Source organism: Escherichia sp. TW14182, assembly GCF_000208525.1.
GTDB classification, from domain to species: domain Bacteria; phylum Pseudomonadota; class Gammaproteobacteria; order Enterobacterales; family Enterobacteriaceae; genus Escherichia; species Escherichia ruysiae.
The window spans coordinates 1-26,798 of record NZ_AEJZ01000053.1; the positions used below are offsets into that span (position 1 = coordinate 1).

Below are 26,798 nucleotides of genomic sequence, written 5' to 3' on the forward strand. Positions count from 1 at the left end.
CCACCAACTGGTCGGGACGTTCATCAGTACTGCCATTAATGCAGCGCAAAGTAATCAGCGTCCCTTCGCCAAGACGACTGACTCTGGGCCGTGTACTTTCTCCCGCCAGCGCATCGCGCACATTATTTGGCAGCAGTGGTGTCGTCGCCAGCCACTGGGCGCTGTCATGGTGCACATAATTGAGGTGGAGCCAGCAAGGATGCGCTTCATCTATCTCATCTGTATTTTCCAGCGGTTTAACGCCACCTTTGCCATCCAGAATCCAGGCAAATACTGCATCCGGGACATTTACGTCCGCTCCCTTAATCACTTCCACAGTTGCCTCCATCATCAACGGATTATTTTGTAGTCTAGTCTTCTGGTCATGTTACGCAAAATCTCATCACCCCATTACCCTGAAATGATTAATAAAATCCTGTCAAAATTAAATACAGAAAGCAAAATACTTTTCCTGATTTGAAAACGTGTAAAGCGTTAAATAGCGTCTATCATTATCAGAATTATCTGATCATTTGTCGTGGCATTTTTGCGATCAGGTAGTAACAAAAGATTGATAAAAATAACGGGATTTCAATGACTACGCACAACTTCAATACTCTGGACTTATTAACAAGTCCTGTCTGGATCGTTTCCCCTTTCGAGGAAAAATTAATTTATGCCAATAGTGCTGCGCGACTGTTGATGCAAGAACGCACTTTTAGTCAGCTACGTACCGGGCTCTATTCCATCTCCTCGCAAAACGAACTGCCAAAATACCTGACAGACCTGCATAACCAGCTTGATATTGTAGAAATCCTCACTGTCCAGCGTAATGGTGAAGATACAGCATTAAGCTGTCGGTTGACCCTCAACGAGATTAGTGACACTGGAAAAGTCATTATATTTGAAGGAATGGAAACACCCGCAACTCTGGGTTTAAAGGCCAGCCGTTCAGCGAATTATCAACGTAAAAAACAAGGGTTTTATGCTCGTTTTTTTCTGACTAACTCCGCGCCAATGTTGTTGATAGATCCCTCGCGTGATGGCCAAATCGTCGATGCTAATCTGGCCGCGCTTAATTTCTATGGCTATAACCATGAAACAATGTGTCAGAAACACACCTGGGAAATTAATATGCTTGGGCGTCGCGTTATGCCTGTCATGCATGAAATTTCACGTTTGCCCGGCGGGCATAAACCCCTCAATTTTGTCCATAAACTGGCAGATGGTTCCGTTCGACACGTACAAACTTATGCTGGGCCAATTGAGATTTACGGTGACAGGTTAATGTTATGTATCGTACATGATATTACTGAGCAAAAACGGCTGGAGGAACAGCTGGAACATGCTGCCCACCATGATGCGCTAACGGGGTTACTTAACCGTCGACAGTTTTACCACATAACTGACCCAGGACAGATGCAGCACCTGGCAATCGCTCAGGACTACAGTTTGTTGCTCATCGACACCGATCGTTTTAAACATATCAATGACTTATACGGTCATCAGAAAGGGGATGAAGTGTTATGCACGCTTGCCCGTACACTCGAAAGCAGCGCCCGCAAAGGCGATTTGGTGTTTCGCTGGGGTGGTGAAGAGTTCGTCTTATTATTGCCCAGAACCCCTCTGGATACTGCACTTTCCTTGGCTGAAACGATCCGCTTGAGCGTGGCAAAAGTGAGCATTTCGGGCTTGCCGCGCTTCACCGTCAGTATTGGCGTGGCGCATCACGAAGGAAATGAAAGTATCGATGAACTGTTTAAACGGGTCGATGATGCGTTGTATCGGGCAAAAAATGATGGACGCAACCGCGTGCTGGCAGCATAAGCCACGGAAGCGTCCCGTGATCAACGGCTGCGTTTAGCGTGGCGCTCCCAGTTTTCCTGCTTCGCCTGCGCCGTTTTACGGAGTGCGACGTAACACGCCCCGCTGCCGCCATGATGCGGTAGCGCGGTACAATATGCCTGGACATCATCAAATTCAGTCAGCCAGCGCGCCACATAGCTGCGAACAATGTTGGCGTGCGATTTATCGTCCCGCCCTTTGCCATGAATAATCAGCACGTTACGTAAACCATCCGCCAATGCCTGTTGAATAAAAATGAACACCATTTTGCGGCACTCTTCCACCGGCTGACGTAGAAGATTCAGGCTGGCCTGCTGCGGATATTTACCGCTGCGTAACTTATCCAGCACCCCATGTTGCAGCCCTTCTCGCCGAAACTCCAGCGGCTGGCTTCGCGGGATGATGTCGAGAAATCCAGTAGTAAGGAAATTATCAAGTTGCAGCGTGTCGATACGCTGCGGCGCACGTTGGTTACGCGTTGGATGCCAGTGGACATCTGTAGCGCGCTTCAGTGGCTGGACATCTTCCATGGCGTCAAGAAACAGCGATTTGTCGTCAAGGTTCATGTAACCTCCTATGCACCTTCACACATCTGATATTTGCGGCATCGTTCACTTCACAGATTGAAACAATACTTTGCTCCATACCTGCTGGTGTCTGCACTGGCGGGGCATTTTATACTAGCCTGGTGACAGTATCGAACAGTTTAGACCGGGTTTAATTCAGCACAGGCATCCGATCAGGGTGATTTGTTCATCGCAGGAGTCAACATAAATGCGATGAGTAACAGGCCACTGATTAGCAGAAAGGTATCCGAAAATGCCATAGTTTGTGCCTCCCGCAACATCAATTGACTCAACAATTTGGTTGAAGCCAGTATTTCCGATGTCTGGTCACTTCCACTGCGATTAAAAAATAAAGCACTTCTGGAAATGAAGTCATTCACCGTATGGGGAACAGAAACCATTTTTTCACCCATTCTCAAAAAATGAAAATTAGTTCGGTTATTGAGAATAGTGCCACACAGGGCAATACCAATCGCGCCCCCAAGATTACGTGTTAAATTAAATACACCTGAGGCTAACTTCAGCCGTTCTTTGGGAATTCTTCCCAGCGTTAATGTTACGATGGGAGCCATCGCAAACTGCTGCGAAATCCCTCTGATGGCCTGTGGAAACAGTAACTCCTGCCATCCCCATTCGTGGGTTATAGGGGTAAAAAGATACATTGAAAACACAAATCCCCCCAGCCCCGCCATCAACAGCCATCGCAGATTTATTTTTTTAGTTAACCAGAAGTAAAAGGGAACAGAAAGTAACTGGAAGATACCTGTTGTGCAAACGGCAAAACCTATCTCTTCGGCATTTAATCCGCGAACCCGCCCCAAAAATACAGGTATTAAATATACAGTAGAGAATATCCCAACTCCTCCAGAAAAAGAAAAAAAACATCCCAGCGTAAAATTTTTATCCTTAAAAGCATGAAGATCCATGATCGGATTGGATATTGTAAGTGTACGCGCAGCAAATAAAGTAAAACTCACCAATGCCAGAACTGATGTCAGCAAAATAGTATTGTCATTCAACCATCCCCAGCGCGCTCCTTCTTCAAGGGTATATTCCAGACATCCTAGTGTCAGAGCCAACAGGATAATACCAGGATAATCAGCAACTTTCAGTAAAGAGAGATCAGGTTTATCAAAATTAACCAGAAAAGGAATACTCAAAACTAAATATATGCCCGGTAATATATTGATATAAAATAGCCATCGCCAGTCGAGGTTATCAGTGATCCAGCCCCCCAGAGTTGGCCCTAGCGTCGGTGACAATGAGGCCAGCGCACTGACTACCGCAGCAGCCAACCCCAACTCTTTGCCCTGGTAATAAATAAATGCCGTCGTGAAAACTAAAGGGATCATGGATGCGCCAGCAGCTCCCTGTAAAGCACGAAACAAAATCATGCTCTGAATATTCCATGCAAGACCACAAGCGATACTCATTAAAGTAAATATTCCCGCAGATAGCGTAAAAAGCCAACGAGTGGAAAATACCCGTGACAACCACCCAGAGAGCGGAATAATAATAATCTCAGCAATTAAATAGCTGGTCTGAAGCCAGGCCATTTCGTCTTTACCTGCGGACAGACCACCACCTATTTCATTTAGGGATGACGAAACAATTTGAATATCAAGCTGAGCAATAAATAACCCAATACACATACTGGCGAAGGCAATATGTTTACGCATAGCCATCCCCATCATCATTTTTCATCAATACTAACAGTGACTGACAGCCCCGGACGAAGGAGTTGCTTTAATTCTGTTGGCCTGTCAAAGGCAATCCGTACCGGAACACGCTGGACAATTTTGGTAAAATTTCCGGTGGCATTTTCTATCGGGATCAAACTGAAACTGGCACCTGTCGCTGGGGCGAGACTCTCAACATAGCCCTTGAACACTTTCCCTTTGAGCACATCTGCGCGGATCTCAGCCTTCATTCCAGGCTTCATTCCCGCTATTTGGTTTTCTTTAAAATTTGCATCAACCCACAACTCACTGACTGGTACCAGTGAAACTAACGATGTGCCGCCCTCCACCCAACTGCCTGTATGGGCGCTGCGGTTTGCAACAATGCCATCAATCGGCGCACGAACAAGGGTATATTCCAGATCCAGTAGTGCCTGAGTCAGAGCGGCCTGAACTTCTTCGATACTCGCACGTGCATTTTCTTCCTGAGCAGATAAAACCGCCAGCCGTTGCTTCTCCACCAGGAAATCGTTCGCGGCTTTGCGCTCCTTTGCTGCGGCCTGCTGGTAGTCAAACCTGGCGTTATCAATAATTTGTTGCGATATTGCCGCTGATTGTGCGAGTTTTTCATAACGTTCAGTATCTCGCAGGCGCTTTTGCGCCTCATGTTTTACTGCCTGCCATGTTTCACTGGCACTTTGAATTATCGACTGCTGCATCGCAATAGTGGCTTGAATGCTTTCGAGATTGGCTTTGCTACTTTTTATTTTTGCCTCAAGCCTGGCGACATTTGCACGATAATCCCGATCATCGAGACGCAGGATAATATCGCCTTTTTTTACGCTCTGATTATCGAGCACCTCTATAGCAGAAATATAACCAGAAACTTTACTTGCCACCGTGGTGATATTACCGCCAATGTAAGCATCATCCGTCGTCTGTATAAATCTTCCTTTGCTTACCCACCAGATAAAAAAGACAACGCCAGCCAAAAGAATACCGATCGCAACCACCCCAATAAGCTGTTTTTTAGAAATTATCATCACTCTTTACACCGTATATATCCGGAAACTTGCATACGTCATATTTAAAATTTAACATGGCTTATTTGATGATTTATGACAAAATACCTACTGTAAATGACAATCACACTGCAACCCAAAGCATCACCAGGGCATCACATTATCGGACTGGATTCGGAACATCTGAATGGAGGCACAGTTCCCTGGCATAAACATCTCTATGCCCAGTTGCTTTACCCGGCTGAAGGCGTCGTTCGTGTATGGGCTGGAGAAAGCGTCTGGCTAGTCCATGCCAGCAGCGCGCTTTGGCTGCCTCCACAAATGCCGCATAAGTTTGTTGCGACGGGCAACGTACTTTTAAAAACCGTACTGGTTTCAGAAGCGGAAAGTGAAACGCTGGGAAAAGTTTGCTTCATGACCGGTATTTCACCCCTGTTAAGGGAATTACTAATTGCAATTAACCAACTTCCACCGTCGCAAAATACCACAGATAAACAACAGTTACGTTTTTCAGCCCTCGAGACACTGATACTTCAGGAAATAAAAATGGGGGTGAAAATGTCACTTGAACTCCCCTGGCCAAATGATGAGCGGCTACAGCAGCTTTGTGAGAATTTGCTAAACAACCAAGGGTATCTGCCAACACTGGATAATCTGGCGGATAAAATTAACGTCAGTAGCCGTACACTCATGCGCTTATTTGTTAAAGAAACGGGATTAACATTTCGCCACTGGGTTCAGCAAATGCACGTTATTTCTGCAGTAACGCTTCTTGATGATGGATATTCGTTGGCCAAAATTGCCCATCGTCTGGGCTATGCCTCAGCCGAATCGTTCGGCAATATGTTTAAGCGTCGAACGGGTTACTCGCCCGGTAAATTTACCAGTCGATTAGCGATGCATGATTATGCAATCACGAGACGAATGATTTAACTTATATTTTCGTGAAATCTGTCACTGAAGAAAATTGGCAACGGATGGGCAAAACCGTTATAACACTGTCACCGGTCACCAGGAACCCAGGCCGGATTTAAGACGCGGATGCACTGCTGTGTGTACTGTAGAGTCTGGCGGATGTCGACAGGCTCTATTTTTTTATTCATTTTTAGCTCTGTAAATAACCACATTCTCGCCGGGATTGGGTGATGAATGACGAGATCAGTGGTGCCTGGCGGCTATCACGCTGCTGAATCAAATAACAGGTCGCCTTCGGTAAAATTTCGCTGACTGGAATTATTCCAGCCTCGATCCATGTGAAGGATTGCCCTCATTTCTTCAGGCTGAAAAATCAAAAAATCGCTTTATGCTACCAGACTGCGACAAACCAGACGCGAAACCAGCTACTTACTCTTTGTTAGTCTTAATCTTTTTGGTGGTATGGCTGCTAATGTTGCTGGCGTGGTATCTTATCGGTCTGCCTATTGGTTCGGGGATTTACCCACGTTTGTCTTAAGTCTTAAGAGAGAACGGATGCTGAGATTACTTGAAGAAAAAATTGCCACGCCACTGGGACCGCTGTGGGTGATCTGCGATGAACAATTTCGTCTGCGGGCGGTTGAATGGGAAGAGTACAGCGAACGCATGGTGCAGCTGCTGGACATCCATTATCGCAAAGAAGGTTATAAGCGCATTTCTGCCACCAACCCAGGTGGTTTAAGCGACAAGCTTCGTGACTATTTCGCCGGGAATCTTAGCATTATTGATACGCTTCCTACCGCCACGGGAGGCACGCCATTTCAGCGCGAAGTCTGGAAGGCACTGCGCACTATCCCCTGCGGGCAGGTAATGCATTACGGTCAACTGGCTGAATATCTGGGTCGACCAGGTGCAGCGCGTGCCGTTGGCGCAGCAAATGGCTCTAATCCGATCAGCATCGTCGTCCCTTGCCACCGGGTTATTGGACGAAACGGCACGATGACAGGATATGCAGGCGGAGTGCAGCGAAAAGAGTGGTTATTGCGCCATGAAGGCTATCTGCTACTGTAAACCTTAAACAATTTGTGCCGATTTTTTCACAGTTTTATGTAAAGTTACCCTTAACAATTTAAAGCTTTTCAAAGGGATAGACATAAATTTACATCTATTATCGGAATTCTCCGCTGTTAAGGTTTGCTTAGACTTACTTGCTCCCTAAAAAGATGTTAAAATTGACAAATATCAATTACGGCTTGAGCAGACCTATGATCCCGGAAAAGCGAATTATACGGCGCATTCAGTCTGGCGGTTGTGCTATCCATTGCCAGGATTGCAGCATCAGTCAGCTTTGCATCCCGTTCACACTCAACGAACATGAGCTTGATCAGCTTGATAATATCATCGAGCGAAAGAAGCCTATTCAGAAAGGCCAGACGCTGTTTAAGGCTGGTGATGAACTTAAATCGCTTTATGCCATCCGCTCCGGTACGATTAAAAGTTATACCATCACAGAGCAAGGCGACGAGCAAATCACTGGCTTCCATTTAGCAGGCGATCTGGTAGGTTTTGACGCTATTGGTAGCGGTCATCACCCGAGTTTCGCCCAGGCACTGGAAACCTCAATGGTATGTGAAATCCCGTTCGAAACCCTGGACGATCTGTCTGGTAAAATGCCGAATCTGCGTCAGCAGATGATGCGTCTGATGAGCGGTGAAATCAAAGGCGATCAGGACATGATCCTGCTGTTGTCGAAGAAAAATGCAGAAGAACGCCTGGCTGCTTTTATCTACAACCTGTCCCGTCGTTTTGCCCAACGCGGCTTCTCCCCTCGTGAATTCCGCCTGACGATGACTCGTGGCGATATCGGTAACTATCTTGGCCTGACGGTAGAAACCATCAGTCGTCTGCTGGGTCGTTTCCAGAAAAGCGGCATGTTGGCGGTCAAAGGTAAATACATCACCATCGAAAATAACGATGCGCTGGCTCAGCTTGCTGGTCATACGCGCAACGTTGCCTGATTTTTCCGCATAATCAACTATCCTTCTGTCATATCATTAAATTTTTCTGATTTATTGATCTGGCAGAAGGTTCATCACTGTTTCATTCACCAGATATGGGTTAATCTTTTAATTACAAACTGCGTTGACAGTTGTTGTAAGGAGACCCTGTATGGCTATGTATCAGAACATGCTCGTTGTTATCGATCCTAACCAGGACGATCAACCGGCATTACGGCGAGCTGTTTATTTACATCAACGGATTGGTGGCAAAATTAAAGCCTTTTTGCCGATTTATGACTTCTCATACGAAATGACCACCCTGCTCTCCCCGGACGAACGTACCGCGATGCGTCAGGGCGTCATCAGCCAGCGTACTGCCTGGATCCATGAGCAGGCAAAGTATTATCTCAACGCTGGCGTCCCGATTGAAATTAAAGTGGTATGGCATAACCGTCCTTTCGAAGCCATCATTCAGGAAGTGGTTAGCAGTGGGCACGATCTGGTGCTAAAAATGGCGCACCAACATGACCGTCTGGAAGCGGTTATTTTCACCCCTACCGACTGGCACCTGTTACGCAAATGCCCAAGCCCGGTGTGGATGGTGAAAGACCAACCGTGGCCTGAAGGTGGTAAGGCGCTGGTGGCGGTGAACCTCGCCAGTGAAGAGCCATATCATAATGCGCTCAATGAAAAACTGGTGAAAGAAACGATCGAGCTGGCTGAACAGGTAAATCACACCGAAGTCCATCTGGTTGGCGCCTACCCCGTAACACCTATCAATATTGCCATTGAACTGCCGGAATTTGATCCAAGCGTTTATAACGATGCCATTCGTGGACAACATTTGCTGGCGATGAAAGCCCTGCGGCAGAAATTCGGCATTAATGAAAACATGACGCACGTTGAAAAAGGTCTGCCAGAAGAAGTGATTCCAGATCTGGCCGAACATTTGCAGGCAGGGATTGTCGTTCTTGGCACTGTGGGACGCACCGGTATCTCTGCGGCATTCCTTGGTAATACGGCTGAACAGGTGATTGATCATCTCCGCTGCGATTTGCTGGTGATTAAACCTGACCAGTACCAGACGCCTGTAGAACTGGATGACGAAGAAGACGATTAATTGTTTATCAATTAATTGCAAGGCCCGATATCTCGGGCCTTTCTTTTATTTACTTCTCATCACCACCGAGGAAATAAATTCCCAGCGGGATTGCCAGCAATACAGTAAAGACCAGACTATAAACAAGAATCATCGATGACTGAATCACATACATTGATGTCGTCCAGTCAGAAAGCGGAATATTATATTGTTCGATAACACCGCCGATAGTCGCGCGAGTCACAACTGACGCCGCAATAATGAAAACCGCCAACAGACCAAAGAGAAACTTCTTCCCCTTTGCTGACTTCAGCTTCGCCATGATCATGATGTAATCCTTATGCAGATAAACCCTTTGTTACTTGTGTGTAACAATATCATGACATTTCCTCGTTGTCTGCCCCGAAAGCACGAGATTGTTGTCGTTCAAATCATCAACCCATTGATAAATTCGCTAATGTTGCTACTTCCTTCCCTGTCTATTGATGATATGAATGAATTATCGCGATAAAATACCCCCGCCAGGGGTTTCCGGCATGACATCAATTATCTGGAGGAGCCTGATAAAACAATGATCGCTGAACTGTTTACAAATAATGCGCTTAATCTGGTCATTATTTTCGGTAGCTGCGCAGCATTGATTCTGATGAGCTTTTGGTTTCGTCGTGGAAATCGTAAAAGAAAAGGATTCTTATTCCATGCGGTTCAATTTTTGATCTACACCATAATTATCAGTGCTGTCGGTAGCATCATTAATTATGTTATTGAAAATTACAAACTCAAATTTATCACCCCAGGCGTTATCGATTTTATCTGTACGTCACTGATTGCGCTTATTCTGACGGTTAAGTTATTTCTCCTGATTAATCAGTTTGAAAGGCAACAGATAAAAAAAGGTCGAGATATCACCAGTGCGCGGATTATGTCGCGCATCATCAAAATCAGCATTATCGTGGTGATTGTTCTGCTTTATGGCGAACATTTCGGCATGAGCCTTTCCGGTTTGTTGACCTTTGGTGGTATTGGTGGTCTGGCTGTCGGTATGGCCGGTAAAGATATTCTGAGTAACTTCTTTTCCGGGATTATGCTCTATTTCGATCGCCCCTTTAGTATTGGCGACTGGATCCGTTCACCGGACAGGAATATCGAAGGCACAGTAGCAGAAATTGGCTGGCGTATTACAAAAATCACCACCTTTGATAATCGCCCACTGTACGTACCAAACTCGCTTTTTTCGTCCATTAGCGTAGAAAACCCGGGGCGAATGACCAACCGGCGTATTACCACTACTATTGGTTTACGTTATGAAGATGCCGCAAAAGTTGGGGCTATTGTCGAAGCCGTACGTGAGATGCTGAAAAATCACCCTGCTATCGACCAGCGACAAACCTTACTGGTTTATTTCAACCAGTTTGCCGATTCGTCATTAAATATTATGGTCTATTGCTTTACTAAGACCACGGTCTGGGCCGAATGGCTGGCCGCCCAGCAGGATGTTTATTTGAAGATTATCGATATTGTGCAGTCGCACGGCGCGGATTTTGCGTTCCCCAGCCAGACGCTGTATATGGATAATATTACACCTCCCGAACAGCTTAAATAAAACTCAACAAAACCGGATGACGATAATAATATTCGACATCCGGTTTTATTTATTTCCTCAATTTACCGCAGCCAGAGCGACATTATTCTCACCCGCTTTAAACTGGGCATACTGTTCTTCAGTACCAAAGAATACTTCTGACTCTGTGCTGTGACCAATGCCCGGCACCTTTTCGTTTCCTGAATATTGCCAAAGTGTCCAGGGATTACGCCCCTCAAGCTTCACACCAGCTTGTCCCCAATACCCCATCCACACCATATACTGGTCGAACCGACTGTCCATGAAATGGGACAAATTATTATGATTGCCATAAAATATTGGTATTTTATGGTAATTTTTATATATCAGGGCAGCAAAACGTAAAATATCATTCCGTGCATTCACCATTCCCGATTTTTTAAAACAAGCCAGTTGGGTTGTATCTTCACCTTCTGGATTCACCAGTAAAATACCGGGAGGCAACATTTTCGGGTCTTCAGGCAGCAGGCTTTTTGCTGTTTCCAGTTGCGCCTCAGGAGTGCGGCAAAAATCAAATTTAAAATAGCCTCCGCGATCAAATTTTGAATCTGCTAATTGCTTCCAGTGAGCCTTAAACGACGAGTCTGGCCCTCTCCAGCCAACCACTCTCACGTAGACAAAACGCGCAGGTGATTTCTCCTGAAACAATTTCCAGTCGATTTCGCCATCGTTAGACGAGATATCATGGCCACTGATCGGGTAAATATCCGGTGTTTTGAAGATACGGATATCAGGTCGGTTGGGAATTGCACTTACGGGGCCATAAGGAATTTCAATAGGTATTATATCTTTGTTCTTTGGTTCATCTGGCGCAGTAGGCGGTTCTTTAATAGAATATGCGGTCTTATCAACATTCGTAAATTCATCTGCATTCCCGGCTGATAATTGTGTTTTTTTATCCAGATGACTGACCGCAGGATCGTTAATAAAGAAGAATCCACCCGGTCCGGCTGGGTTTTCTGTTGCTCCTATCCAGGCATCACTAAGATGTATTCCTTTCCCTTCCTCGTCCAGTTTTTCATTGATTTTTATATATTGGTCGTTCACATAGATAAACAAACTTAATGTTCGGGTAATGCCCGCGTAGTATTCCTTTTTACCATCAATTTTTACCATATACGATTTCCCGAAGCGTTCGTCGGCAATGCCATCAGCAACTCCTTTTATAAGGGTATCAAAAAATACACTGCCTTTATCTTTTTCCAGGGAATAAACTTCTGTTTTATCATCACCAGCGGCTATCGCATACGCACCTGGTTTACTATACGCGTTTGAATTCCCTGCGCCATCTGTCATGCCAAAAAGACCTGAACCAAAACAAGCATTGACTAAAGTCAAAATATGGAAATAACGCTTTGCCAGAATGTTGAGTTGAGCATTCAAAGCTGGCATTTCATACATACCTTTTGAACCATCAATATCTGTAGCATTACTCAAAACAAATGCCGGTGCCTTATCAGAATTACCATTTTGAGTGCCAAAACGCCCATGACCTGAATAAGCAATTAACAAGCGAGCTTTCTTATCAAACATCATCCCTCTGGCAGGGAGATATTCTTTCAGAAAATAATTAATGTTATCCAGTGACGCATCCTGATCTTTCAGTAAAATAACCTCATCAAACTTTTGCCCATTAATAAGAAAATCAGCCATTCTTTGACCGTCTACTGCAGCTGCTGGAATATCTGCATGTAACAGTGGATATTTTGAAATTGAAATAATCAGCCCAATCGCGCGGGTTTTCGCTGCATCCTGATCTGGTATTTTTAACGCATCACTGATTCTGATATCCAGTTTACCAGGAGCCTCAGGCCCATAATGGATAAAAAAACGACAATACTCATCAGGAACCATTGCACCATTTTTACAAATATCATCTGCACGTGCATCTGATATTCCCTGTGATATTCCGGCAACGAATAGCCCCAGAACTGATATACATAAAGTAAGCCATCGTCTGTTCATAAGTTAAAATTCCTGCACGCCCAAAGTGGTATAAAATTCAGCAATTGGACCTTTATAAATACTGGCATCAAACTTCTTACTCGATCCTAAATTAAGCTGTGCTGCGTCGGTGAACTGCCAGATCGCCCATTTTGTCTGGTTGATTGAACGCGGGGTTTCACTGGCCTGAGCCTGATTAGAGTAATCAGCCAGCCACAGTTTGTGATCTGCAACCTGGGCAAAACTATTTTCCCCACCAACGGCATCTTTCCACCAGGCTCGCGCAGTGTAGATAACCGGTTTACGCCCTAAATCGGCTTCGACCTGTGCGGTAAACGCCTTGATCATCGTTATAATTTCAGCAGGTTTACGCTTTTGCCAAAGATCCTTACCCGTTGATGAGTCCACATCCCACTCCACATCCACCGCCGGTGGCATATCCGTTGCGCGTAATCCCCCGTTAGCTTTAATAATTTTAACAAACGTCATCGCCTGCTTACGTCCCCATGTTTCAGCGTCGTCTGCCGGAGTGCCGCTGGAAAGAAAATGATATGCTCCACGGTGTAATTTTACCCCCCGTTCCGTATCCCCGGCCCGTTGCCAGAAACCGGAAAATTCGGGATCGACATAACGCGTTCCTTGACTGGACTTCATATACAGAAACACAGACTTATTTTTTGCCAACAGTTCGATTGGAAAATTCTTACCGTTATGATGGCTGATATCCACTCCAAATAAAGAACTTGGTCGCGGTTGATTTAATACCGAGTCATAAGAGACATCAGTCGGAAATTTAAAGTATTTTTTTACTGCGAACGTGTCATATTCCATTTCACGGGAAAGATCTGATCCCAGGATTTTTACAAATAACTCCTGTCGTGAGAGATCATGAGTTAAGTTTTCCAGTCCCAGTGATGCGGCATCGGGAAGCGGCTCTGCGGCCAGACTAAAAGAAGAATAATGAGAGAGGAATAGAGAGATAACTAACGGAATAGCAGAGGCTTTTTTCATTTTACCACCCCATTTTTAGCTGTGTGTTTATTTTCAAATGAAGATGTTTTACAAGTGATGAAATGCATTCACGTTGTAAAAAAAAGTAAAGCACAGCTTATATTTGGAGTATGTAATACAGCAGACAAATAAAATTTATGATTAGAGTTTGTACTTAATATAAACTGGAAATTTCACAGTCTCATCTTGAGAGCAATCTTTTATAGGGTAAATTTAAAAAAGAGAGAAATTTTATCGGGGTTGTAAAATCTGGCGCAACTTTTGCGCCAGATGAGAACATAATCAATGTTTTACAATATACATAGTCCGGCTATAAGCCACATCTTCCGGGTTATTAATGGGATAACCTTTCAGCCACGGCTTGATTAGCCGTCCATTGGTATATTGATAAATTGGCGCAATCGGTGCTTGCTCCATGAGGATTTTCTCTGCCGTGTTGTAATCGGCGTTGCGTGCTTTAACGGTGTTTTCAGTCGATGCCTGAGTCAGCACTTTGTCGTATGCCGGATTGTTAAAGCGGGAAATATTTCCTGAGTGCGTTGACGTTAACAGCGTCAGGAAGGTTGATGGTTCATTATAATCCCCAACCCACGAGGCGCGGATAACATCAAAATTGCCGGTATTACGGCTGTCGATATAGGTTTTCCATTCCTGATTTTGCAGTTTGACATCTACGCCAAGATTCTTTTTCCACATCGACGCCACAGCGATGGCAATTTTCTGGTGATTTTCCGAAGTGTTATATAACAGTGTAAGTTTTAACGGCTTCTGTGGACCATACCCGGCGGCGCTCAACAATGTTTTCGCCTGGGCATTCAGTTCTTCCTGACTCATTTGTTCAAACGGCGAAGGTTCTGGCGTAAATCCGGCAGTAACATCTGGCGTGAAATGCCATGCTGGTTTTTCACCTGTACCCAGCACTTTTTCCGTCATCAGGCGGCGATCAATCGTCATACTTAATGCCAGACGCACTCGTTGATCTGCCGTCGGCCCTTTTTGCGTGTTAAATGCATAATAATACGTCCCCAACTGTGGCGGCGTGTAAACCTGCCCAGGAATATCCCTCAACAGTTTCTGGTACATATTTTTCGGGAAGGATTCAGTGATATCAATATCGCCTGCAAGATAACGCTTAGTGGCTGCGGATTCCTGATTAATTGGCAGGAAGGTCACTTTTTGCAGCACCGTTTTGGCGTTATCCCAATAATGGGTATTCGGCACCACGACCAGTTTTTCATTAACTACGCGCTCTTTAAGAACATAAGCGCCATTGCCGATCAGATTTCCGGGTTTCGTCCACTCTTTACTACTTTCTACGTTGGCTTTTTGCACCGGGAAGAAGGCAAAGTTAGCGGTTAAATTCACAAACCACGGCAATGGTTTATCAAGCTGAATTTTCAAAGTATGGGCATCAACTGCGGTGACGCCAAGCTGGTCAGGCGTGGCTTTACCATCAATAATCGCTTGTGCGTTGTTGATTCCCGCCAGCGCGGCAAACCATGCAAATGGCGACAATGTTTTGGGATCCACCAGACGTTGCCAGCTATAGACAAAATCTTGCGCCGTTACCGGTGTGCCATCCGCCCATTTTGCGTTATCGCGCAGGGTAAAAGTCCAGATACGATTGTCATTACTTTTCCACTGAGTCGCAACGCCGGGGACAATCTCCCCTTTCTCGTTTTGATTCACCAGACCTTCAAACAAATCGCGAATGACCTGAATCTCCGGCAGGCCCACTGCTTTGGCGGGATCTAACGACGCAGGCTCATCTTTAATGTGGCGCACCAGCTCCTGCTTCTCTGCCAGTACTGTGCCGCTCGGAACTTCTGCAGCATACGACAGGGAAATGCTGCTGACCAACAGCGCACAACACGTGACTGAAACAGAGTGCTTCATAAGTTACCCTCAAACCTGCGTTAATAATGATGCGTAATTATTTGTTTCTCCTTGAAGAAATGCAAATAACTTCCGGCAAAAAAGTGATAAAGGATCGATAACATATCGTTGTCGAAAAGGATTTGATAATCCGCAAAATTTGCACAACACTGCCTGTAATACTTCTTATATTCGAGACGATTATGACCGTGACCCGCCCGCGCGCCGAACGGGGCGCTTTTCCGCCAGGAACCGAACATTACGGACGTTCATTATTAGGTGCGCCGTTGATCTGGTTTCCGGCTTCTGCCGCCAGCAGCGAAAGTGGTTTAATCCTGGCTGGCACCCACGGCGACGAAAATTCTTCCGTCGTCACCCTCTCCTGCGCATTACGCACGTTAACACCGTCTCTGCGCCGCCATCATGTCGTGCTGTGTGTGAATCCTGACGGTTGCCAGCTTGGTCTGCGGGCTAATGCCAATGGTGTGGATCTAAACAGAAACTTTCCGGCGGCGAACTGGAAGGAAGGTGAAACGGTGTACCGCTGGAACAGTGCCGCCGAAGAGCGCGACGTGGTCTTGCTGACCGGCGATAAACCCGGCTCCGAACCTGAAACTCAGGCTTTGTGCCAGCTCATTCATCGTATCCACCCCGCCTGGATTGTCTCTTTTCACGATCCGCTGGCTTGTATTGAAGATCCCCGACACAGTGAATTAGGTGAGTGGCTGGCTCAGGCATTTGAATTGCCGCTGGTGACCAGCGTCGGATACGAAACCCCCGGCTCCTTCGGCAGTTGGTGTGCGGATCTGAACCTGCACTGTATTACCGCCGAGTTTCCGCCCATCTCCTCCGATGAAGCCAGTGAAAAGTATCTCTTTGCAATGGCGAATTTACTGCGCTGGCATCCTAAAGATGCAATTCGCCGGTCGTAAACTGTAGCGCCGGCTCCACATCCACCGCCAGCCAGGTCGGTCCATCAAGATCGGCAAAACTGACCTGCGGCACCAGCGGTAAAGCGGCGCTAATAGCACGAGAGGTACACAACATGCAGCCCAGCATCAGACTAAAACCTTGTGCACGCGCTTCGGTCGCCAATGCCAGGGCTTCGGTCAGCCCCCCCGTTTTATCGAGTTTGATATTAACCATCTCATAGCGCCCTTTCAGCGCCTTCAGATTGCTACGGGTATGACAACTTTCATCAGCGCAAATGGGTAACGGATGAATAAAATTCTCCAGCGCCGCATCGTCCTGTGCGGGAAGCGGTTGTTCCAGCATCGCGATGCCTAAGTCAGCCAGCAACTGACATCGCGCTGCCAATCCTTCTGCGCGCCAGGATTCATTCGCATCAACAATCAACGTCGCATCGGGTACAGCCGAGCGAATTGCCACCATCCGCTCGCTAATAAGATGGTTATCCAGTTTCACTTTCAGCAATTTCGCCCCTGCTTGCCATAGTGCCGCAGCACTGCTGGCCATTTGATCAGGCGTACCGATGACAACCGTCTGTGCAGTGGTAATGGTGTCGGGAAGCGTTATACCGATAAATTCAGCCAGCGTCTGCTGCTGTTTACGTGCACAGAGATCCCACAATGCACAATCCAGCGCATTACGCGCCGCGCCCGCTGGCAGTATTTTTTGCAGTTCTTCACGTGTCAGCCCTTTTTCCAGTTGCGGCACAACACTCATAATTTGCGCCATTACTGAAGCGTCACTTTCACCATAGCGCGGATAGGGAGTGCATTCCCCAGCACCTTTAACACCATCTTCTTCCAGTTCAACAACCACCACGCGCGCTTCACTGCGGCTGCCACGAGCAATTACAAACGGGGTATGTAACGGCCAGGCTTCCTCAAATACCTTTACGGTTCTCATCTTTACTCCTTGTTGCCGCGATGGACTGCGGATTAAGCGCAAATAGCGATTGCTGTGTTATTGACAGTTAGCATAAACTAGGTATGACGTTAACTATATGTAAACAGGAAAGATAATCATGTCACAAATCGTTCATTTCCAGGGCAACCCGGTTACAGTCGCCAATTCCATCCCGCAAGTGGGTAGCAAAGCGCAGACTTTTACTCTCGTGGCAAAAGATCTGTCTGACGTCACCCTCACGCAGTTTGCAGGTAAACGCAAAGTGCTGAACATTTTCCCAAGTATTGATACCGGTGTTTGCGCCGCATCAGTACGTAAGTTTAACCAACTGGCGACAGAAATCGACAACACCGTTGTACTGTGTATTTCCGCCGATCTGCCGTTCGCCCAGTCTCGTTTCTGCGGTGCGGAAGGTCTTAACAACGTCATCACCCTTTCCACTTTCCGTAATAGCGAATTTCTGCAAGCTTACGGCGTTGAGATCGCTGAAGGCCCACTGAAAGGTCTGGCTGCGCGCGCAGTTGTCGTAATTGATGAAAATGACAATGTGATTTTCAGCCAGCTGGTGAATGAAATCACCACTGAGCCGGATTACGAAGCAGCTCTGGCGGTACTGAAAGCGTAATTTATTATGCCTGATGGTATTGCGCCATCAGGCATTTTACGTGTTTACTCTTCGCTCTTTTTCTGGCTCAGGCCGTATTCACGCAATTTGTTGGCAATCGCGGTATGTGAAACGCCCAGACGTTTTGCCAGTTTGCGCGTGCTGGGATAATTGCGATAAAGCTGGGTTAACACCGAACGCTCAAATCGACTGGTGATTTCATCCAGCGAACCTTCCATCGCATCTTCGCCCACGGCAACGGTTGTCGCGTCATAATCTGGCAGCAAAATGTCTTGTGGACGCAGTTCGTAGCCGTCCAGTTGGGTGAGTGCACGATAGACAGCATTTTTCAACTGCCTCACGTTACCCGGCCAGCCATAACGTGTCAGCACGGTATTCAGATCGGCAGCCAATTTCGGCCGGGGTACTCCCTGCTCGTCAGCAAAGCGGGCGACGAACAATTCGGTTAACGGCATGATATCCTGCGGACAGTCTCGCAGCGGTGGCAGATTCAGCGTCAACACATTCAGGCGATAATAGAGATCTTCCCGAAATACGCCTTTTTGCACCAACTCAACCAGATTCTTTTGCGTCGCGCAAATCACCCGCACATCGACATGTACCTCGTGATCTTCGCCAACCCGACGGAAAGTGCCATCATTAAGGAAACGCAGCAATTTAGCCTGCATTCGCGGCGACATCTCACCAATCTCATCCAGCAGCACTGAACCGCCGTTCGCCTGCTCAAAGAACCCTTTCTTCCCTTCCGGGGCATGTCCAAACAGTTCGCTCTCAACGGCATCTTCCGGTATAGACGCGCAGTTCAGCGCCAGGTAAGGTTTACCGGCGCGAGGGCTGGCCTGATGACAGGCGTAAGCAAAGAGATCTTTACCAGTACCCGTGTCACCCGTAATCAGCAGTGGCGCGCTTAACATCGCCAGTTTCTGAGCCTGCTCGACAACGTGTTTCATTTTCGGGCTAACGGCGACAATCTGACTAAAGGCGCTGACATCCTGCGCAGCCACATTTTGCAACTGACGCCCCATACGAATCGTCGAGCGCAGCATCACTACCGCACCGGTCAGGACGTGTTGGTCGTGTTCATCCTGCAAATAAACCGGCGTTATCTCCATCAAGAAATTTTGCCCGTTAATCACCACATGTTCGTTATGCGAATCCTGCGGGTCACTCTCCAGCCAGCGTAAAAAATTAAATCCGTTAATCAATTGCGCAGCGGTATGATTGCGTAAACGATCAAGTTTTTGACCAAATAGCTGACAGCTCGCCGGATTCGCCATATCCACTTTGCTTTTCATATCGACCGAAAGCACGGGTTCAGGCAACGCCTCAAGCAATGCGCTCAACGCCAGATGTTCGCGCTCGGAAGGCATCCATGACACAGTGCGCACATCGGTAACACCTGCAATACGGCGAATTTCCGCCATCAGGCTGCTGAAACTGTCAAAATCCAGTTCGGCAAAATTGAGGTAAATCCGCCCGATTGGGTCAATCTCAATACCGCGTAAATCGATGCCTCTTAGAACCAGTAGATCGAGTAATTCGCGGGTCAGACCGAGTCGGTCTTCACAAAAGACTTCCAGACGCATGGGAACCTTCACCTGAGAAAAGAACAATTAATATGATGATATGACACTATTCGAGTGGCAGGAAGATTTCTGTCAACAAAGATTGACACAACGACGGATAATCGGGCACTTCGGCGTAAAGATATCCGATCAGCACCCGATATTGCGTTATTATTCGCTGGTCGTTTTGCCCTTTTGCAGCGTCTCCTTTACCTGACCGATAAGCTGGCGACGAAAATCCCCCAGGCGAGGTTTGTCATCGTCGATCCACGGCAGCGGACGGCAAAGTTCCATAGCTTTAATTCCCAGTCGCGCGGTCAGGAGTCCGGCGCCAATCCCCTGGGCAGCACGCGTTGACAAACGAGCAGCGAGATCTTGTGACATCCAGTCCATCCCCACTTCACGCACCAGCTCGCTAGCACCGGCAAAAGCGATATTCAGCAATACCAGTTTGAACAGGCGCAAACGGCTGTAATAACCCAGTTCAATGCCATAGAGCGTAGCGATACGATTAATCAACCGCAGATTACGCCAGGCAATAAACGCCATATCCACCAGTGCCAACGGGCTTACGGCAATCATCAGGGTAGATTCTGCCGCCGAACGGCTGATTTCTCTGCGCGCCTGCGCATCCAGCACTGGCTGAACCAGATGTGCGTACAGACTGACGACTTCACGATCGTTCTGCGTTTCATGGATTGAGGCATACCAGCGTTGCAGCGCCGGATGCGACTGATCAATACCGGCCTGCTGCGCCAGTTTCTCGCAAAATGCGCGCCCTTTGCCAGTGCCGTGACTATGCAACAAATCGCGCGCTTCATCGCGTTCGTGCGCACGCTGGCGCAAGCGCCATAAGCGTCGCCACTCTGTTACCACTGAGCCAACGCCAGCCCCGATAATCAATGCCCCAGCGACACAACCGCCCAGTGCTACCCAATCCTGAGTTTGCCAGGCATTCATCGTCCACTGCACGCCCTGGCCAACAACGCTCGCGCCAAACAGCGCCACCCCACCCATGACCATTTTACGCCACAGACTGCGTTTCGGACGCAGCGCCGCATCCATTACCGCTTCGACTTGCCCCTCTTCTTCCGGCACATCGTCGAGCGTTGCCGGGGCAAAATTTTGCGCCTGATTTTCATCAAAGGTCTGCTGCGCCTTAAATTTAGGGTTCTGATCGACTTCCAGCGGACCGTCGAAATCAATACGTGGTTTTAACGGTTCGGTCATCGCAATTTATCTCCTATTAAAAATTCCAGCGCGGCATCAAGGCGAATATGCGGCAGCGGTTTATCGACATCCATCACCTGCGGGCGAAACGCTTCAAACTGGAAGCCTTGCTTATCCCAGAACGCCTGACCGGGCAAACGCGCAGGAACTTCACCAGGGTAAACGGTGAGCGGTGCGCCATCGCTCAGTCGATTACCGCGCAGAGCCGGGATTTTCTCGCCGTTGACGTCGATAATGCCGCTGGTGGTCGCCTGTACGGAGGCCAGCCCCAGACAATCCATGCTGATCCCTTCAAACGCCGCATTTTGCCAGGCATCCTGAATCAGTTGTTGCAGTAATGAAACCATATTGGCGTGCTGATCGATGGTCACATGGTCCGCTTTCGTCGCGGCAAACAGCAATTTGTCGATAACTGGCGAGAACAAGCGGCGGAAAAGCGTACGTTGCCCGTAGTGGAAACTTTGCATCAACTGCGTCAGCGCCAGACGCATGTCATTAAATGCCTGCGGTCCACTGTTGAGCGGTTGCAGGCAATCCACCAGCACAATCTGGCGGTCAAAACGCAAAAAGTGGTTTTTATAGAACCCCTTCACCACTTTCTCGCAGTAATAATTAAACCGCTCGCGCAGCATTCCGGCGTTGGTATGCTTATCGGCTTGTGCCAGTTTCGATTCGCCCCAGGCATCGACATCCGGCCACGGGAAGAATTGCAGCGCGGGTGCGCCTGCCATATCCCCCGGCAGAACAAAGCGCCCCGGTTGAATAAAGTGCAGCCCCTGCTGTTTGCAGTGGTGGAGATAATCGGTCCACGCGGCGGCGATATCTGCAAGACGGTTTTCGTCGGCAGGCGCTAACGGATCAAGCCCTTCGCACATCATCCGCCATTTTGCCGACCACTCGCCGCGCTGACCATTAAGCAAGCCCGTCATCTGGCGTGACCAACTTAAATAGTCCTGCACCAGCATTGGCAGGTCGAGCAGCCATTCACCGGGATAATCCACAATCTCCAGATACAGCGTGGAGGTGTCTTTGAAGTGACGCAGTAGCGAATCATTCGATTTATAACGCAATGCCAGGCGGATTTCGCTGACGCCGCGCGTTGGCGTCGGCCAGGCGGGAGGATCGCCATATAACTGCGCCAGGCCTTCGTCGTAAGTAAAACGTGGGATGCCAAAATCACGTTGAGGAATACGCTTCACACCCAGCAGGCGCTCTTCACGCACCGCGCTTAACAGCGGCAAGCGTGCTCCTGCATGAATATTGAGCAACTGATTGACCATCGCGGTGATAAACGCCGTTTTGCCACTACGGCTAAGTCCGGTTACCGCCAGTCGCAGGTGCCTGTCGACGCCACGATTCACCAGCGCGTTAAGTTCATTTTTGAGTCGCTTCATTGCTGTCCTGTGCCAGAAAGCTGTAGAAAGGATGAGATGCTGGAGATAATAATGTGGGTTAATTTTGATTTATCAAATGAATAAGCGGCGTTATTTACACCGCTCAATAAGTAATTTGTTAACCTTTGACCTTCGGCATCGCAATGTCTTTAAGACCACCGGCGTTCTCAACGTGGGTATATCCCATTTCGTTGAGGATCTCTTTTGCCTGCCCGGACTGGCGTCCAGCGTTGCAATACACTTTCACGGTGTCGTTTTTATCCGGAACGGCGGTGGCAATGCGCTCTTTCACTTCCTTCAGGGGAATATTGATGGCTCCCTGAACGTGTTCTTGCTGATACTGTTCTGGAACACGAACATCGATCCAGTGTTCAGCAGCAAAAACAGGCAGTGAAAACGCCAGCGTCAGCGCAAGTAAGCCTTTTTTAAACATGTAAGCGTCCTTCTATGGATGAAAATTGCCATCCATTATACGCCTGAGATTTAACAATTTTTGCGAAACTCCCCTCACCTTTTATAACGCTGCGCCAGTTTATTGGCAGCCCGACTTAACAGCGGTTCCAGCGCCACAGCCAACAACATTTTCAGTGGTCGGCGAGCAACAGATTTTATCGCCCAACCCGCCACACCCGCCGGGCCGTAGCGCAGAGCGGTGAGAAGAACCAGCTTGCCTGCTAATTTGAAACCAGGCTTCACCTTTTGCCCAGCTTGTTGCCAGCGAGTATTCATAACTTTCCTCACAATTGACGGAAACGGCTACGCAGTGTGAAGGTATCGGAAGTGACATAACGTTCCATCTCGCGTAAACGCGTTTCACTGGCCGCCAGTTCACGATCGACTTCATCCAGCAATTCGCTGCTGGAAGGTTGTTGTTCACCATACGCCATGTTGTCCGGCATCGGGTCAAGAGCAAATGACAAAATGATGTAAGCAACCAGGGTAAATAGCGCCAGGCCGAAGAAAATCGACAGCACCACGAGGATACGCACCAGTTTTACCGGTACATCAAAATAGTTGGCAATCCCTGCGCAGACGCCGCGCACCATGCCCTGCTGTGGAATACGCCATAACTTTTTATTGAGATTAATGCCCGCCATTAGCGATCCCTCCAGTTCGGATGTTCTGCATCAAGAATGGATTCCAGCGCCTGAATGCGTTCGCGCATCCGTTTTGCTTCATCAGCCAGTTGCGCTAATCGCTGCTGTTCGCTTTGCGACAATTCACCGCGACTGGATCGGTTGCTGTAATGCAGCCATAACCAGATCGGTAAAACAAACAGCACAAAAATGGTTAACGGAATAGCCAGAAATAGCGCGCTCATAAGTACTCCTTAGACGATGAGCGGCGGCGCGTTCGGACGCCGCCTGGATGTTATTATTGATTGTCTTGCTTCATTTTGGCTTTTAATTGTGCCAGTTGCTCACTGATTGCATCATCGGCTTTCAGTTCGGCAAACTGATCGTCCAGCGATTTTTGTTTGCCGAAGCTGTGGCTTTCGGCTTCCGCTTCCATCTGGTCGATACGACGCTCGAAAGATTCGAAACGCGCCATTGCTTCATCCAGTTTGCCACTGTCCAGTTGACGACGCACATCACGCGACGAGTTTGCTGCCTGGTGACGCAACATCAATGCTTGCTGGCGAGCACGTGTTTCGCTCAATTTGTTTTCCAGCTCGCCAATCTCTTTCTTCATACGCTCCAGCGTATCGTCCACCAGCGTCACTTCATGTTCCAGGCTCTTAATCAGATCGGTCAGTTTCTGTTTTTCAATTAACGCCGCACGCGCCAGATCTTCTCTCTCTTTCAGCAGCGCCAGTTCGGCTTTTTCCTGCCACTCAACTTCACGCGCCGACGCTTGTTCAATACGGCGAGTCAGCTGTTTCTTTTCCGCCAGTGCACGCGCCGAGGTAGAACGCACTTCAACTAATGTATCTTCCATTTCCTGGATCATCAGACGCACCAGTTTCTGCGGATCTTCCGCTTTCTCTAACAGGGCGTTGATGTTGGCGTTCACGATGTCGGCAAAGCGAGAAAAAATACCCATAATGTTGTCCTCTTGATTTCTTCGTTCAGGATTGTCCTGCTGAACTGTTAATACAATTTGCGTGCCAATTTTTTATCTTTTTGATTTATAAAGATCTGATTGAAGATTCAACAGCAACATGCCAGGATGAATTAGCGAATTACACTAACAAGTGGCGAATTTCATCATGGCAGAATACAAAGATAACTTACTCGGTGAGGCGAACAGCTTTCTTGAAGTGCTGGAACAGGTTTCGCATCTCGCGCCGCTGGACAAACCGGTTTTGATTATTGGCGAGCGCGGCACCGGTAAAGAGCTGATCGCCAGCCGTTTGCATTATCTCTCCTCCCGCTGGCAAGGGCCGTTTATTTCCCTTAACTGCGCAGCGTTAAATGAAAATCTGCTGGATTCCGAACTGTTTGGTCACGAAGCCGGTGCGTTTACCGGAGCGCAAAAACGCCATCCGGGACGATTTGAACGTGCCGACGGCGGTACGCTATTTCTTGATGAACTCGCTACAGCACCGATGATGGTGCAGGAAAAATTATTGCGTGTGATTGAGTACGGTGAACTGGAGCGCGTTGGCGGCAGCCAGCCATTGCAGGTGAATGTGCGGTTGGTATGCGCGACGAATGCCGATCTCCCGGCGATGGTCAATGAAGGTACTTTTCGCGCTGACCTGCTCGACCGGCTGGCTTTTGATGTAGTGCAACTGCCGCCACTACGCGAGCGTGAAAGCGACATTATGCTGATGGCGGAGCACTTCGCCATCCAGATGTGTCGGGAAATAAAACTGCCTCTGTTTCCTGGTTTTACCAAGCGCGCCAGAGAAACGTTGCTGAACTATCGCTGGCCGGGAAATATCCGTGAATTGAAAAACGTGGTGGAACGTTCGGTGTATCGCCACGGCACCAGCGATTATCCGCTTGATGAGATCATTATTGATCCCTTTAAACGGCGTCCACCTGAAGACACTATCGCCGTTTCAGAAAACACCTCGCTTCCAACGCTGCCGCTGGATTTACGTGAGTTTCAAATGCAGCAGGAAAAAGAGTTGCTGCAACTCAGTTTGCAACAGGGGAAATATAACCAGAAGCGCGCAGCTGAATTGCTGGGCTTAACCTACCATCAGTTCCGTGCGTTGCTGAAAAAACACCAGATTTAGCGAAGTTGGGCAATACAACTTGCCGGATGCGGCGTGAACGCCTTATCCGGCATACATAATCAATACGTCGTTTGCAGGCCTGATAAGCGCAGCGTATCAGGCATTATTGCGTTGGGCTATTAATCTCTCAGCGCATCCTGCAAAATTTTCATTGCCGCATCGAATTGCGCATCCGGGATGGTCAGCGGATACAGGAAACGAATCACGTTGCCGTATGCGCCACAGGTCAACAGTAACAGCCCCTGCGCCAGCGCGCGTTGCTGAATTTTCTGCGCAATGGCGGCTGACGGCTCGCCCGTTTGCGGGTCGTTAAATTCTGCCGCAATCATCGACCCCAGACCGCGTACCGCAGCAATGGCCGGAACGCTTTCTTTGGCCTCAATCAGCGTTTGCGTCAGGCGCTGACCGAGTTGATTCGCACGGTCGCAAAGGGATTCTTTATCGATAATGTTGAGCACCGCGTGCGCGGCAGCGACCGCCAGCGGGTTCCCGGCGTAAGTGCCGCCAAGCCCGCCCGGCGCGGGCGCGTCCATAATGTTGGCATTACCGACCACGCCCGAAAGCGGCATCCCGCCCGCGAGGCTTTTCGCCATCGTCATTAAGTCCGGCTTATCGGCGTAATGATCCATGGCAAACAGTTTACCGGTACGCGCAAAACCGCTTTGCACTTCATCAGCAATCATCACAATGCCGTGCTCATCGCACAGGCGGCGAATAGCGGCAACCAGCTCTTTTGGCGCCACGTTAAATCCGCCCTCGCCCTGTACCGGTTCGAAAATAATGGCCGCGACCTGTTTCGCTTCGATGTCTGATTTAAACAAGCGTTCGATGGCGTCGAGGGAATCTTGCGTCGAAACGCTATGCAAATCTGACGGATACGGCACGTGATACACCGAACCGGGGAACGGGCCGAAACCAATTTTGTACGGTGCAACCTTTCCAGTTAATGCCATGGTCATATACGTGCGACCGTGGAAGCCGCCGCTGAACGCAATCACGCCAGGGCGTCCGGTATGGGCGCGGGCGATTTTCACTGCGTTCTCAACCGCTTCCGCACCGGTGGTGAAGAACGCGGTCTTAGCCTGACCACTGACCGGGGCAAGGGCGTTAATTTTCTCCGCCAGCGTGACATAGCTTTCGTATGGCACAATCTGATACGCCGTGTGGGTAAACTGTTGCAGTTGCTGTTCCACCGCTGCCACCAGTTCAGGATGGCGATGTCCGGTGTTCAGCACCGCAATGCCTGCGGCAAAATCGATGTACTCGTTGCCTTCAACATCCTTCAGCGTGGCGTTTTCAGCCGACTGGGCGAAGAAGTTACACATTACGCCGACCCCGCGCGGGCTGAGGAATCCCCAGAAAACGAGAC

26 protein-coding genes and 3 pseudogenes are annotated in these 26,798 nt (G+C 48.2%); 10 read left to right on the forward strand and 19 right to left on the reverse strand.

Features of this window, described 5'->3' with window-relative positions:
• Positions 1–316: CorA family divalent cation transporter (locus EQY_RS0105270; RefSeq protein WP_301021454.1), on the reverse strand; the 316-nt coding region annotated here is incomplete at its 3' end.
• A gap of 257 nt (positions 317–573) precedes the next feature.
• Between EQY_RS0105270 and EQY_RS0105275 the strand changes: the two genes are divergently transcribed.
• Complete coding sequence (locus EQY_RS0105275; protein ID WP_000207188.1) at positions 574–1,806, forward strand: sensor domain-containing diguanylate cyclase; 1,233 nt, start codon at positions 574–576, stop codon at positions 1,804–1,806.
• A gap of 20 nt (positions 1,807–1,826) precedes the next feature.
• Here EQY_RS0105275 and smrA read toward each other — a convergent pair whose 3' ends face one another.
• The 3 genes and pseudogenes from smrA to EQY_RS0105290 form a co-directional block, all read right to left on the reverse strand.
• On the reverse strand, positions 1,827–2,390 hold the full coding sequence (smrA, locus tag EQY_RS0105280; RefSeq protein ID WP_001046841.1) for a DNA endonuclease SmrA: 564 nt from the start codon (positions 2,388–2,390) through the stop codon (positions 1,827–1,829).
• A 232-nt stretch (positions 2,391–2,622) separates the two neighbouring features.
• Positions 2,623–4,081 (reverse strand): annotated as a pseudogene (locus EQY_RS0105285) (DHA2 family efflux MFS transporter permease subunit).
• A gap of 2 nt (positions 4,082–4,083) precedes the next feature.
• Positions 4,084–5,112 (reverse strand): HlyD family secretion protein, encoded by a 1,029-nt coding sequence (locus EQY_RS0105290; RefSeq protein WP_000587193.1) that lies wholly within the window; start codon positions 5,110–5,112, stop codon positions 4,084–4,086.
• A 96-nt stretch (positions 5,113–5,208) separates the two neighbouring features.
• Between EQY_RS0105290 and EQY_RS0105295 the strand changes: the two genes are divergently transcribed.
• Complete coding sequence (locus tag EQY_RS0105295; RefSeq protein WP_000156571.1) at positions 5,209–6,024, forward strand: AraC family transcriptional regulator; 816 nt, start codon at positions 5,209–5,211, stop codon at positions 6,022–6,024.
• Positions 6,025–6,196: 172 nt separating this feature from the next.
• Here the strand turns inward: EQY_RS0105295 and EQY_RS26720 are convergent.
• A pseudogene (locus EQY_RS26720) lies at positions 6,197–6,392 on the reverse strand (LysR family transcriptional regulator); the annotation flags it as partial.
• A gap of 20 nt (positions 6,393–6,412) precedes the next feature.
• Here EQY_RS26720 and EQY_RS0105300 point away from each other — a divergent pair.
• The 4 genes and pseudogenes from EQY_RS0105300 to uspE all read left to right on the forward strand — a co-directional run.
• Positions 6,413–6,544: pseudogene (locus EQY_RS0105300) on the forward strand (hypothetical protein); the annotation flags it as partial.
• A gap of 17 nt (positions 6,545–6,561) precedes the next feature.
• Complete coding sequence (gene ogt, locus EQY_RS0105305; protein WP_000945016.1) at positions 6,562–7,077, forward strand: methylated-DNA--[protein]-cysteine S-methyltransferase; 516 nt, start codon at positions 6,562–6,564, stop codon at positions 7,075–7,077.
• Positions 7,078–7,271: 194 nt separating this feature from the next.
• A complete protein-coding gene (fnr, locus tag EQY_RS0105310) occupies positions 7,272–8,024 on the forward strand; it encodes a fumarate/nitrate reduction transcriptional regulator Fnr (protein ID WP_000611911.1) in 753 nt (250 codons plus the stop codon).
• Positions 8,025–8,175: 151 nt separating this feature from the next.
• Complete coding sequence (uspE, locus tag EQY_RS0105315) at positions 8,176–9,126, forward strand: universal stress protein UspE (RefSeq protein WP_001262134.1); 951 nt, start codon at positions 8,176–8,178, stop codon at positions 9,124–9,126.
• Between the two features lie 49 nt (positions 9,127–9,175).
• Here the strand turns inward: uspE and EQY_RS0105320 are convergent, their stop codons facing one another.
• On the reverse strand, positions 9,176–9,433 hold the full coding sequence (locus tag EQY_RS0105320; RefSeq protein WP_000605087.1) for a DUF2534 family protein: 258 nt from the start codon (positions 9,431–9,433) through the stop codon (positions 9,176–9,178).
• A gap of 243 nt (positions 9,434–9,676) precedes the next feature.
• Here EQY_RS0105320 and ynaI point away from each other — a divergent pair, with 243 nt between their 5' ends.
• Positions 9,677–10,708 (forward strand): low conductance mechanosensitive channel YnaI, encoded by a 1,032-nt coding sequence (gene ynaI, locus EQY_RS0105325; protein WP_000559884.1) that lies wholly within the window; start codon positions 9,677–9,679, stop codon positions 10,706–10,708.
• A gap of 57 nt (positions 10,709–10,765) precedes the next feature.
• Here ynaI and EQY_RS0105330 read toward each other — a convergent pair whose 3' ends face one another.
• From EQY_RS0105330 to mppA, 3 genes are all read right to left on the reverse strand, one after another.
• Positions 10,766–12,691: a GH25 family lysozyme gene (locus EQY_RS0105330; RefSeq protein ID WP_024212417.1), complete on the reverse strand. Its 1,926-nt coding sequence runs from the start codon at positions 12,689–12,691 to the stop codon at positions 10,766–10,768.
• Positions 12,692–12,694: 3 nt separating this feature from the next.
• On the reverse strand, positions 12,695–13,681 hold the full coding sequence (locus EQY_RS0105335; protein WP_000710188.1) for a glycoside hydrolase family 25 protein: 987 nt from the start codon (positions 13,679–13,681) through the stop codon (positions 12,695–12,697).
• A 282-nt stretch (positions 13,682–13,963) separates the two neighbouring features.
• A complete protein-coding gene (mppA, locus tag EQY_RS0105340) occupies positions 13,964–15,577 on the reverse strand; it encodes a murein tripeptide ABC transporter substrate-binding protein MppA (RefSeq protein WP_000683030.1) in 1,614 nt (537 codons plus the stop codon).
• A gap of 182 nt (positions 15,578–15,759) precedes the next feature.
• Between mppA and mpaA the strand changes: the two genes are divergently transcribed.
• Positions 15,760–16,488 (forward strand): murein tripeptide amidase MpaA, encoded by a 729-nt coding sequence (gene mpaA, locus EQY_RS0105345; protein ID WP_010344731.1) that lies wholly within the window; start codon positions 15,760–15,762, stop codon positions 16,486–16,488.
• On the opposite strand, the gene ycjG is transcribed toward mpaA, so the two are convergent.
• Positions 16,463–17,428, reverse strand: a complete 966-nt coding sequence (gene ycjG, locus EQY_RS0105350) for an L-Ala-D/L-Glu epimerase (protein ID WP_010344733.1) — start codon at positions 17,426–17,428, stop codon at positions 16,463–16,465. The genes mpaA and ycjG overlap by 26 nt on opposite strands.
• A 118-nt stretch (positions 17,429–17,546) precedes the next feature.
• On the opposite strand from ycjG, the gene tpx reads away from it, so the two are divergent.
• Entirely contained in the window at positions 17,547–18,053 is a 507-nt protein-coding gene (gene tpx / locus EQY_RS0105355) for a thiol peroxidase (RefSeq protein ID WP_000078460.1), read from the forward strand.
• Between the two features lie 44 nt (positions 18,054–18,097).
• Here tpx and tyrR read toward each other — a convergent pair whose 3' ends face one another.
• From tyrR to pspA, 8 genes are all read right to left on the reverse strand, one after another.
• A complete protein-coding gene (gene tyrR, locus EQY_RS0105360) occupies positions 18,098–19,639 on the reverse strand; it encodes a transcriptional regulator TyrR (protein WP_010344747.1) in 1,542 nt (513 codons plus the stop codon).
• A 150-nt stretch (positions 19,640–19,789) separates the two neighbouring features.
• Positions 19,790–20,848: a YcjF family protein gene (locus tag EQY_RS0105365; RefSeq protein ID WP_000138699.1), complete on the reverse strand. Its 1,059-nt coding sequence runs from the start codon at positions 20,846–20,848 to the stop codon at positions 19,790–19,792.
• The gene (locus tag EQY_RS0105370; RefSeq protein WP_000825806.1) at positions 20,845–22,242 is read right to left on the reverse strand and encodes a YcjX family GTP-binding protein; all 1,398 of its coding nucleotides are present in this window, start codon (positions 22,240–22,242) and stop codon (positions 20,845–20,847) included. The genes EQY_RS0105365 and EQY_RS0105370 overlap by 4 nt, the downstream gene beginning before the upstream one ends.
• Before the next feature lie 118 nt (positions 22,243–22,360).
• Positions 22,361–22,675: a thiosulfate sulfurtransferase PspE gene (gene pspE / locus EQY_RS0105375; protein WP_000473117.1), complete on the reverse strand. Its 315-nt coding sequence runs from the start codon at positions 22,673–22,675 to the stop codon at positions 22,361–22,363.
• Between the two features lie 74 nt (positions 22,676–22,749).
• The gene (pspD, locus tag EQY_RS0105380) at positions 22,750–22,971 is read right to left on the reverse strand and encodes a phage shock protein PspD (protein WP_001295585.1); all 222 of its coding nucleotides are present in this window, start codon (positions 22,969–22,971) and stop codon (positions 22,750–22,752) included.
• An 8-nt stretch (positions 22,972–22,979) separates the two neighbouring features.
• Positions 22,980–23,339 carry an envelope stress response membrane protein PspC gene (gene pspC / locus EQY_RS0105385; protein ID WP_000907390.1) on the reverse strand — a complete coding sequence of 120 codons (360 nt, stop codon included), beginning with the start codon at positions 23,337–23,339 and terminating at the stop codon, positions 22,980–22,982.
• A complete protein-coding gene (gene pspB / locus EQY_RS0105390; protein ID WP_001274965.1) occupies positions 23,339–23,563 on the reverse strand; it encodes an envelope stress response membrane protein PspB in 225 nt (74 codons plus the stop codon). Before pspB ends, pspC begins: the two co-directional genes overlap by 1 nt.
• A 53-nt stretch (positions 23,564–23,616) precedes the next feature.
• Positions 23,617–24,285 (reverse strand): phage shock protein PspA, encoded by a 669-nt coding sequence (gene pspA / locus EQY_RS0105395; protein ID WP_000511032.1) that lies wholly within the window; start codon positions 24,283–24,285, stop codon positions 23,617–23,619.
• 166 nt (positions 24,286–24,451) lie between these two features.
• Between pspA and pspF the strand changes: the two genes are divergently transcribed.
• The gene (gene pspF / locus EQY_RS0105400) at positions 24,452–25,429 is read left to right on the forward strand and encodes a phage shock protein operon transcriptional activator (RefSeq protein ID WP_024212418.1); all 978 of its coding nucleotides are present in this window, start codon (positions 24,452–24,454) and stop codon (positions 25,427–25,429) included.
• Between the two features lie 119 nt (positions 25,430–25,548).
• Here the strand turns inward: pspF and puuE are convergent, their stop codons facing one another.
• Positions 25,549–26,754 (reverse strand): 4-aminobutyrate transaminase, encoded by a 1,206-nt coding sequence (gene puuE, locus EQY_RS0105405; protein ID WP_024212419.1) that lies wholly within the window; start codon positions 26,752–26,754, stop codon positions 25,549–25,551.
• Positions 26,755–26,798 lie beyond the last annotated feature (44 nt).

What these genes read in the sequence shown, in the direction of transcription:
- fnr (WP_000611911.1), top strand. Translation starts at nt 7,272, where the DNA reads ATGATCCCGGAAAAGCGAATTATACGGCGCATTCAGTCTGGCGGTTGT.
- EQY_RS0105275 (WP_000207188.1), top strand. Translation starts at nt 574, where the DNA reads ATGACTACGCACAACTTCAATACTCTGGACTTATTAACAAGTCCTGTC.
- puuE (WP_024212419.1), bottom strand. Translation starts at nt 26,754, where the DNA reads ATGTGTAACTTCTTCGCCCAGTCGGCTGAAAACGCCACGCTGAAGGAT.
- mpaA (WP_010344731.1), top strand. Translation starts at nt 15,760, where the DNA reads ATGACCGTGACCCGCCCGCGCGCCGAACGGGGCGCTTTTCCGCCAGGA.
- pspD (WP_001295585.1), bottom strand. Translation starts at nt 22,971, where the DNA reads ATGAATACTCGCTGGCAACAAGCTGGGCAAAAGGTGAAGCCTGGTTTC.
- EQY_RS0105290 (WP_000587193.1), bottom strand. Translation starts at nt 5,112, where the DNA reads ATGATAATTTCTAAAAAACAGCTTATTGGGGTGGTTGCGATCGGTATT.
- EQY_RS0105365 (WP_000138699.1), bottom strand. Translation starts at nt 20,848, where the DNA reads ATGACCGAACCGTTAAAACCACGTATTGATTTCGACGGTCCGCTGGAA.
- pspA (WP_000511032.1), bottom strand. Translation starts at nt 24,285, where the DNA reads ATGGGTATTTTTTCTCGCTTTGCCGACATCGTGAACGCCAACATCAAC.
- pspB (WP_001274965.1), bottom strand. Translation starts at nt 23,563, where the DNA reads ATGAGCGCGCTATTTCTGGCTATTCCGTTAACCATTTTTGTGCTGTTT.
- EQY_RS0105335 (WP_000710188.1), bottom strand. Translation starts at nt 13,681, where the DNA reads ATGAAAAAAGCCTCTGCTATTCCGTTAGTTATCTCTCTATTCCTCTCT.
- uspE (WP_001262134.1), top strand. Translation starts at nt 8,176, where the DNA reads ATGGCTATGTATCAGAACATGCTCGTTGTTATCGATCCTAACCAGGAC.
- EQY_RS0105295 (WP_000156571.1), top strand. Translation starts at nt 5,209, where the DNA reads ATGACAATCACACTGCAACCCAAAGCATCACCAGGGCATCACATTATC.
- ycjG (WP_010344733.1), bottom strand. Translation starts at nt 17,428, where the DNA reads ATGAGAACCGTAAAGGTATTTGAGGAAGCCTGGCCGTTACATACCCCG.
- smrA (WP_001046841.1), bottom strand. Translation starts at nt 2,390, where the DNA reads ATGAACCTTGACGACAAATCGCTGTTTCTTGACGCCATGGAAGATGTC.
- EQY_RS0105330 (WP_024212417.1), bottom strand. Translation starts at nt 12,691, where the DNA reads ATGAACAGACGATGGCTTACTTTATGTATATCAGTTCTGGGGCTATTC.
- pspE (WP_000473117.1), bottom strand. Translation starts at nt 22,675, where the DNA reads ATGTTTAAAAAAGGCTTACTTGCGCTGACGCTGGCGTTTTCACTGCCT.
- ynaI (WP_000559884.1), top strand. Translation starts at nt 9,677, where the DNA reads ATGATCGCTGAACTGTTTACAAATAATGCGCTTAATCTGGTCATTATT.
- tyrR (WP_010344747.1), bottom strand. Translation starts at nt 19,639, where the DNA reads ATGCGTCTGGAAGTCTTTTGTGAAGACCGACTCGGTCTGACCCGCGAA.
- pspC (WP_000907390.1), bottom strand. Translation starts at nt 23,339, where the DNA reads ATGGCGGGCATTAATCTCAATAAAAAGTTATGGCGTATTCCACAGCAG.
- mppA (WP_000683030.1), bottom strand. Translation starts at nt 15,577, where the DNA reads ATGAAGCACTCTGTTTCAGTCACGTGTTGTGCGCTGTTGGTCAGCAGC.
- EQY_RS0105370 (WP_000825806.1), bottom strand. Translation starts at nt 22,242, where the DNA reads ATGAAGCGACTCAAAAATGAACTTAACGCGCTGGTGAATCGTGGCGTC.
- pspF (WP_024212418.1), top strand. Translation starts at nt 24,452, where the DNA reads ATGGCAGAATACAAAGATAACTTACTCGGTGAGGCGAACAGCTTTCTT.
- EQY_RS0105320 (WP_000605087.1), bottom strand. Translation starts at nt 9,433, where the DNA reads ATGATCATGGCGAAGCTGAAGTCAGCAAAGGGGAAGAAGTTTCTCTTT.
- tpx (WP_000078460.1), top strand. Translation starts at nt 17,547, where the DNA reads ATGTCACAAATCGTTCATTTCCAGGGCAACCCGGTTACAGTCGCCAAT.
- ogt (WP_000945016.1), top strand. Translation starts at nt 6,562, where the DNA reads ATGCTGAGATTACTTGAAGAAAAAATTGCCACGCCACTGGGACCGCTG.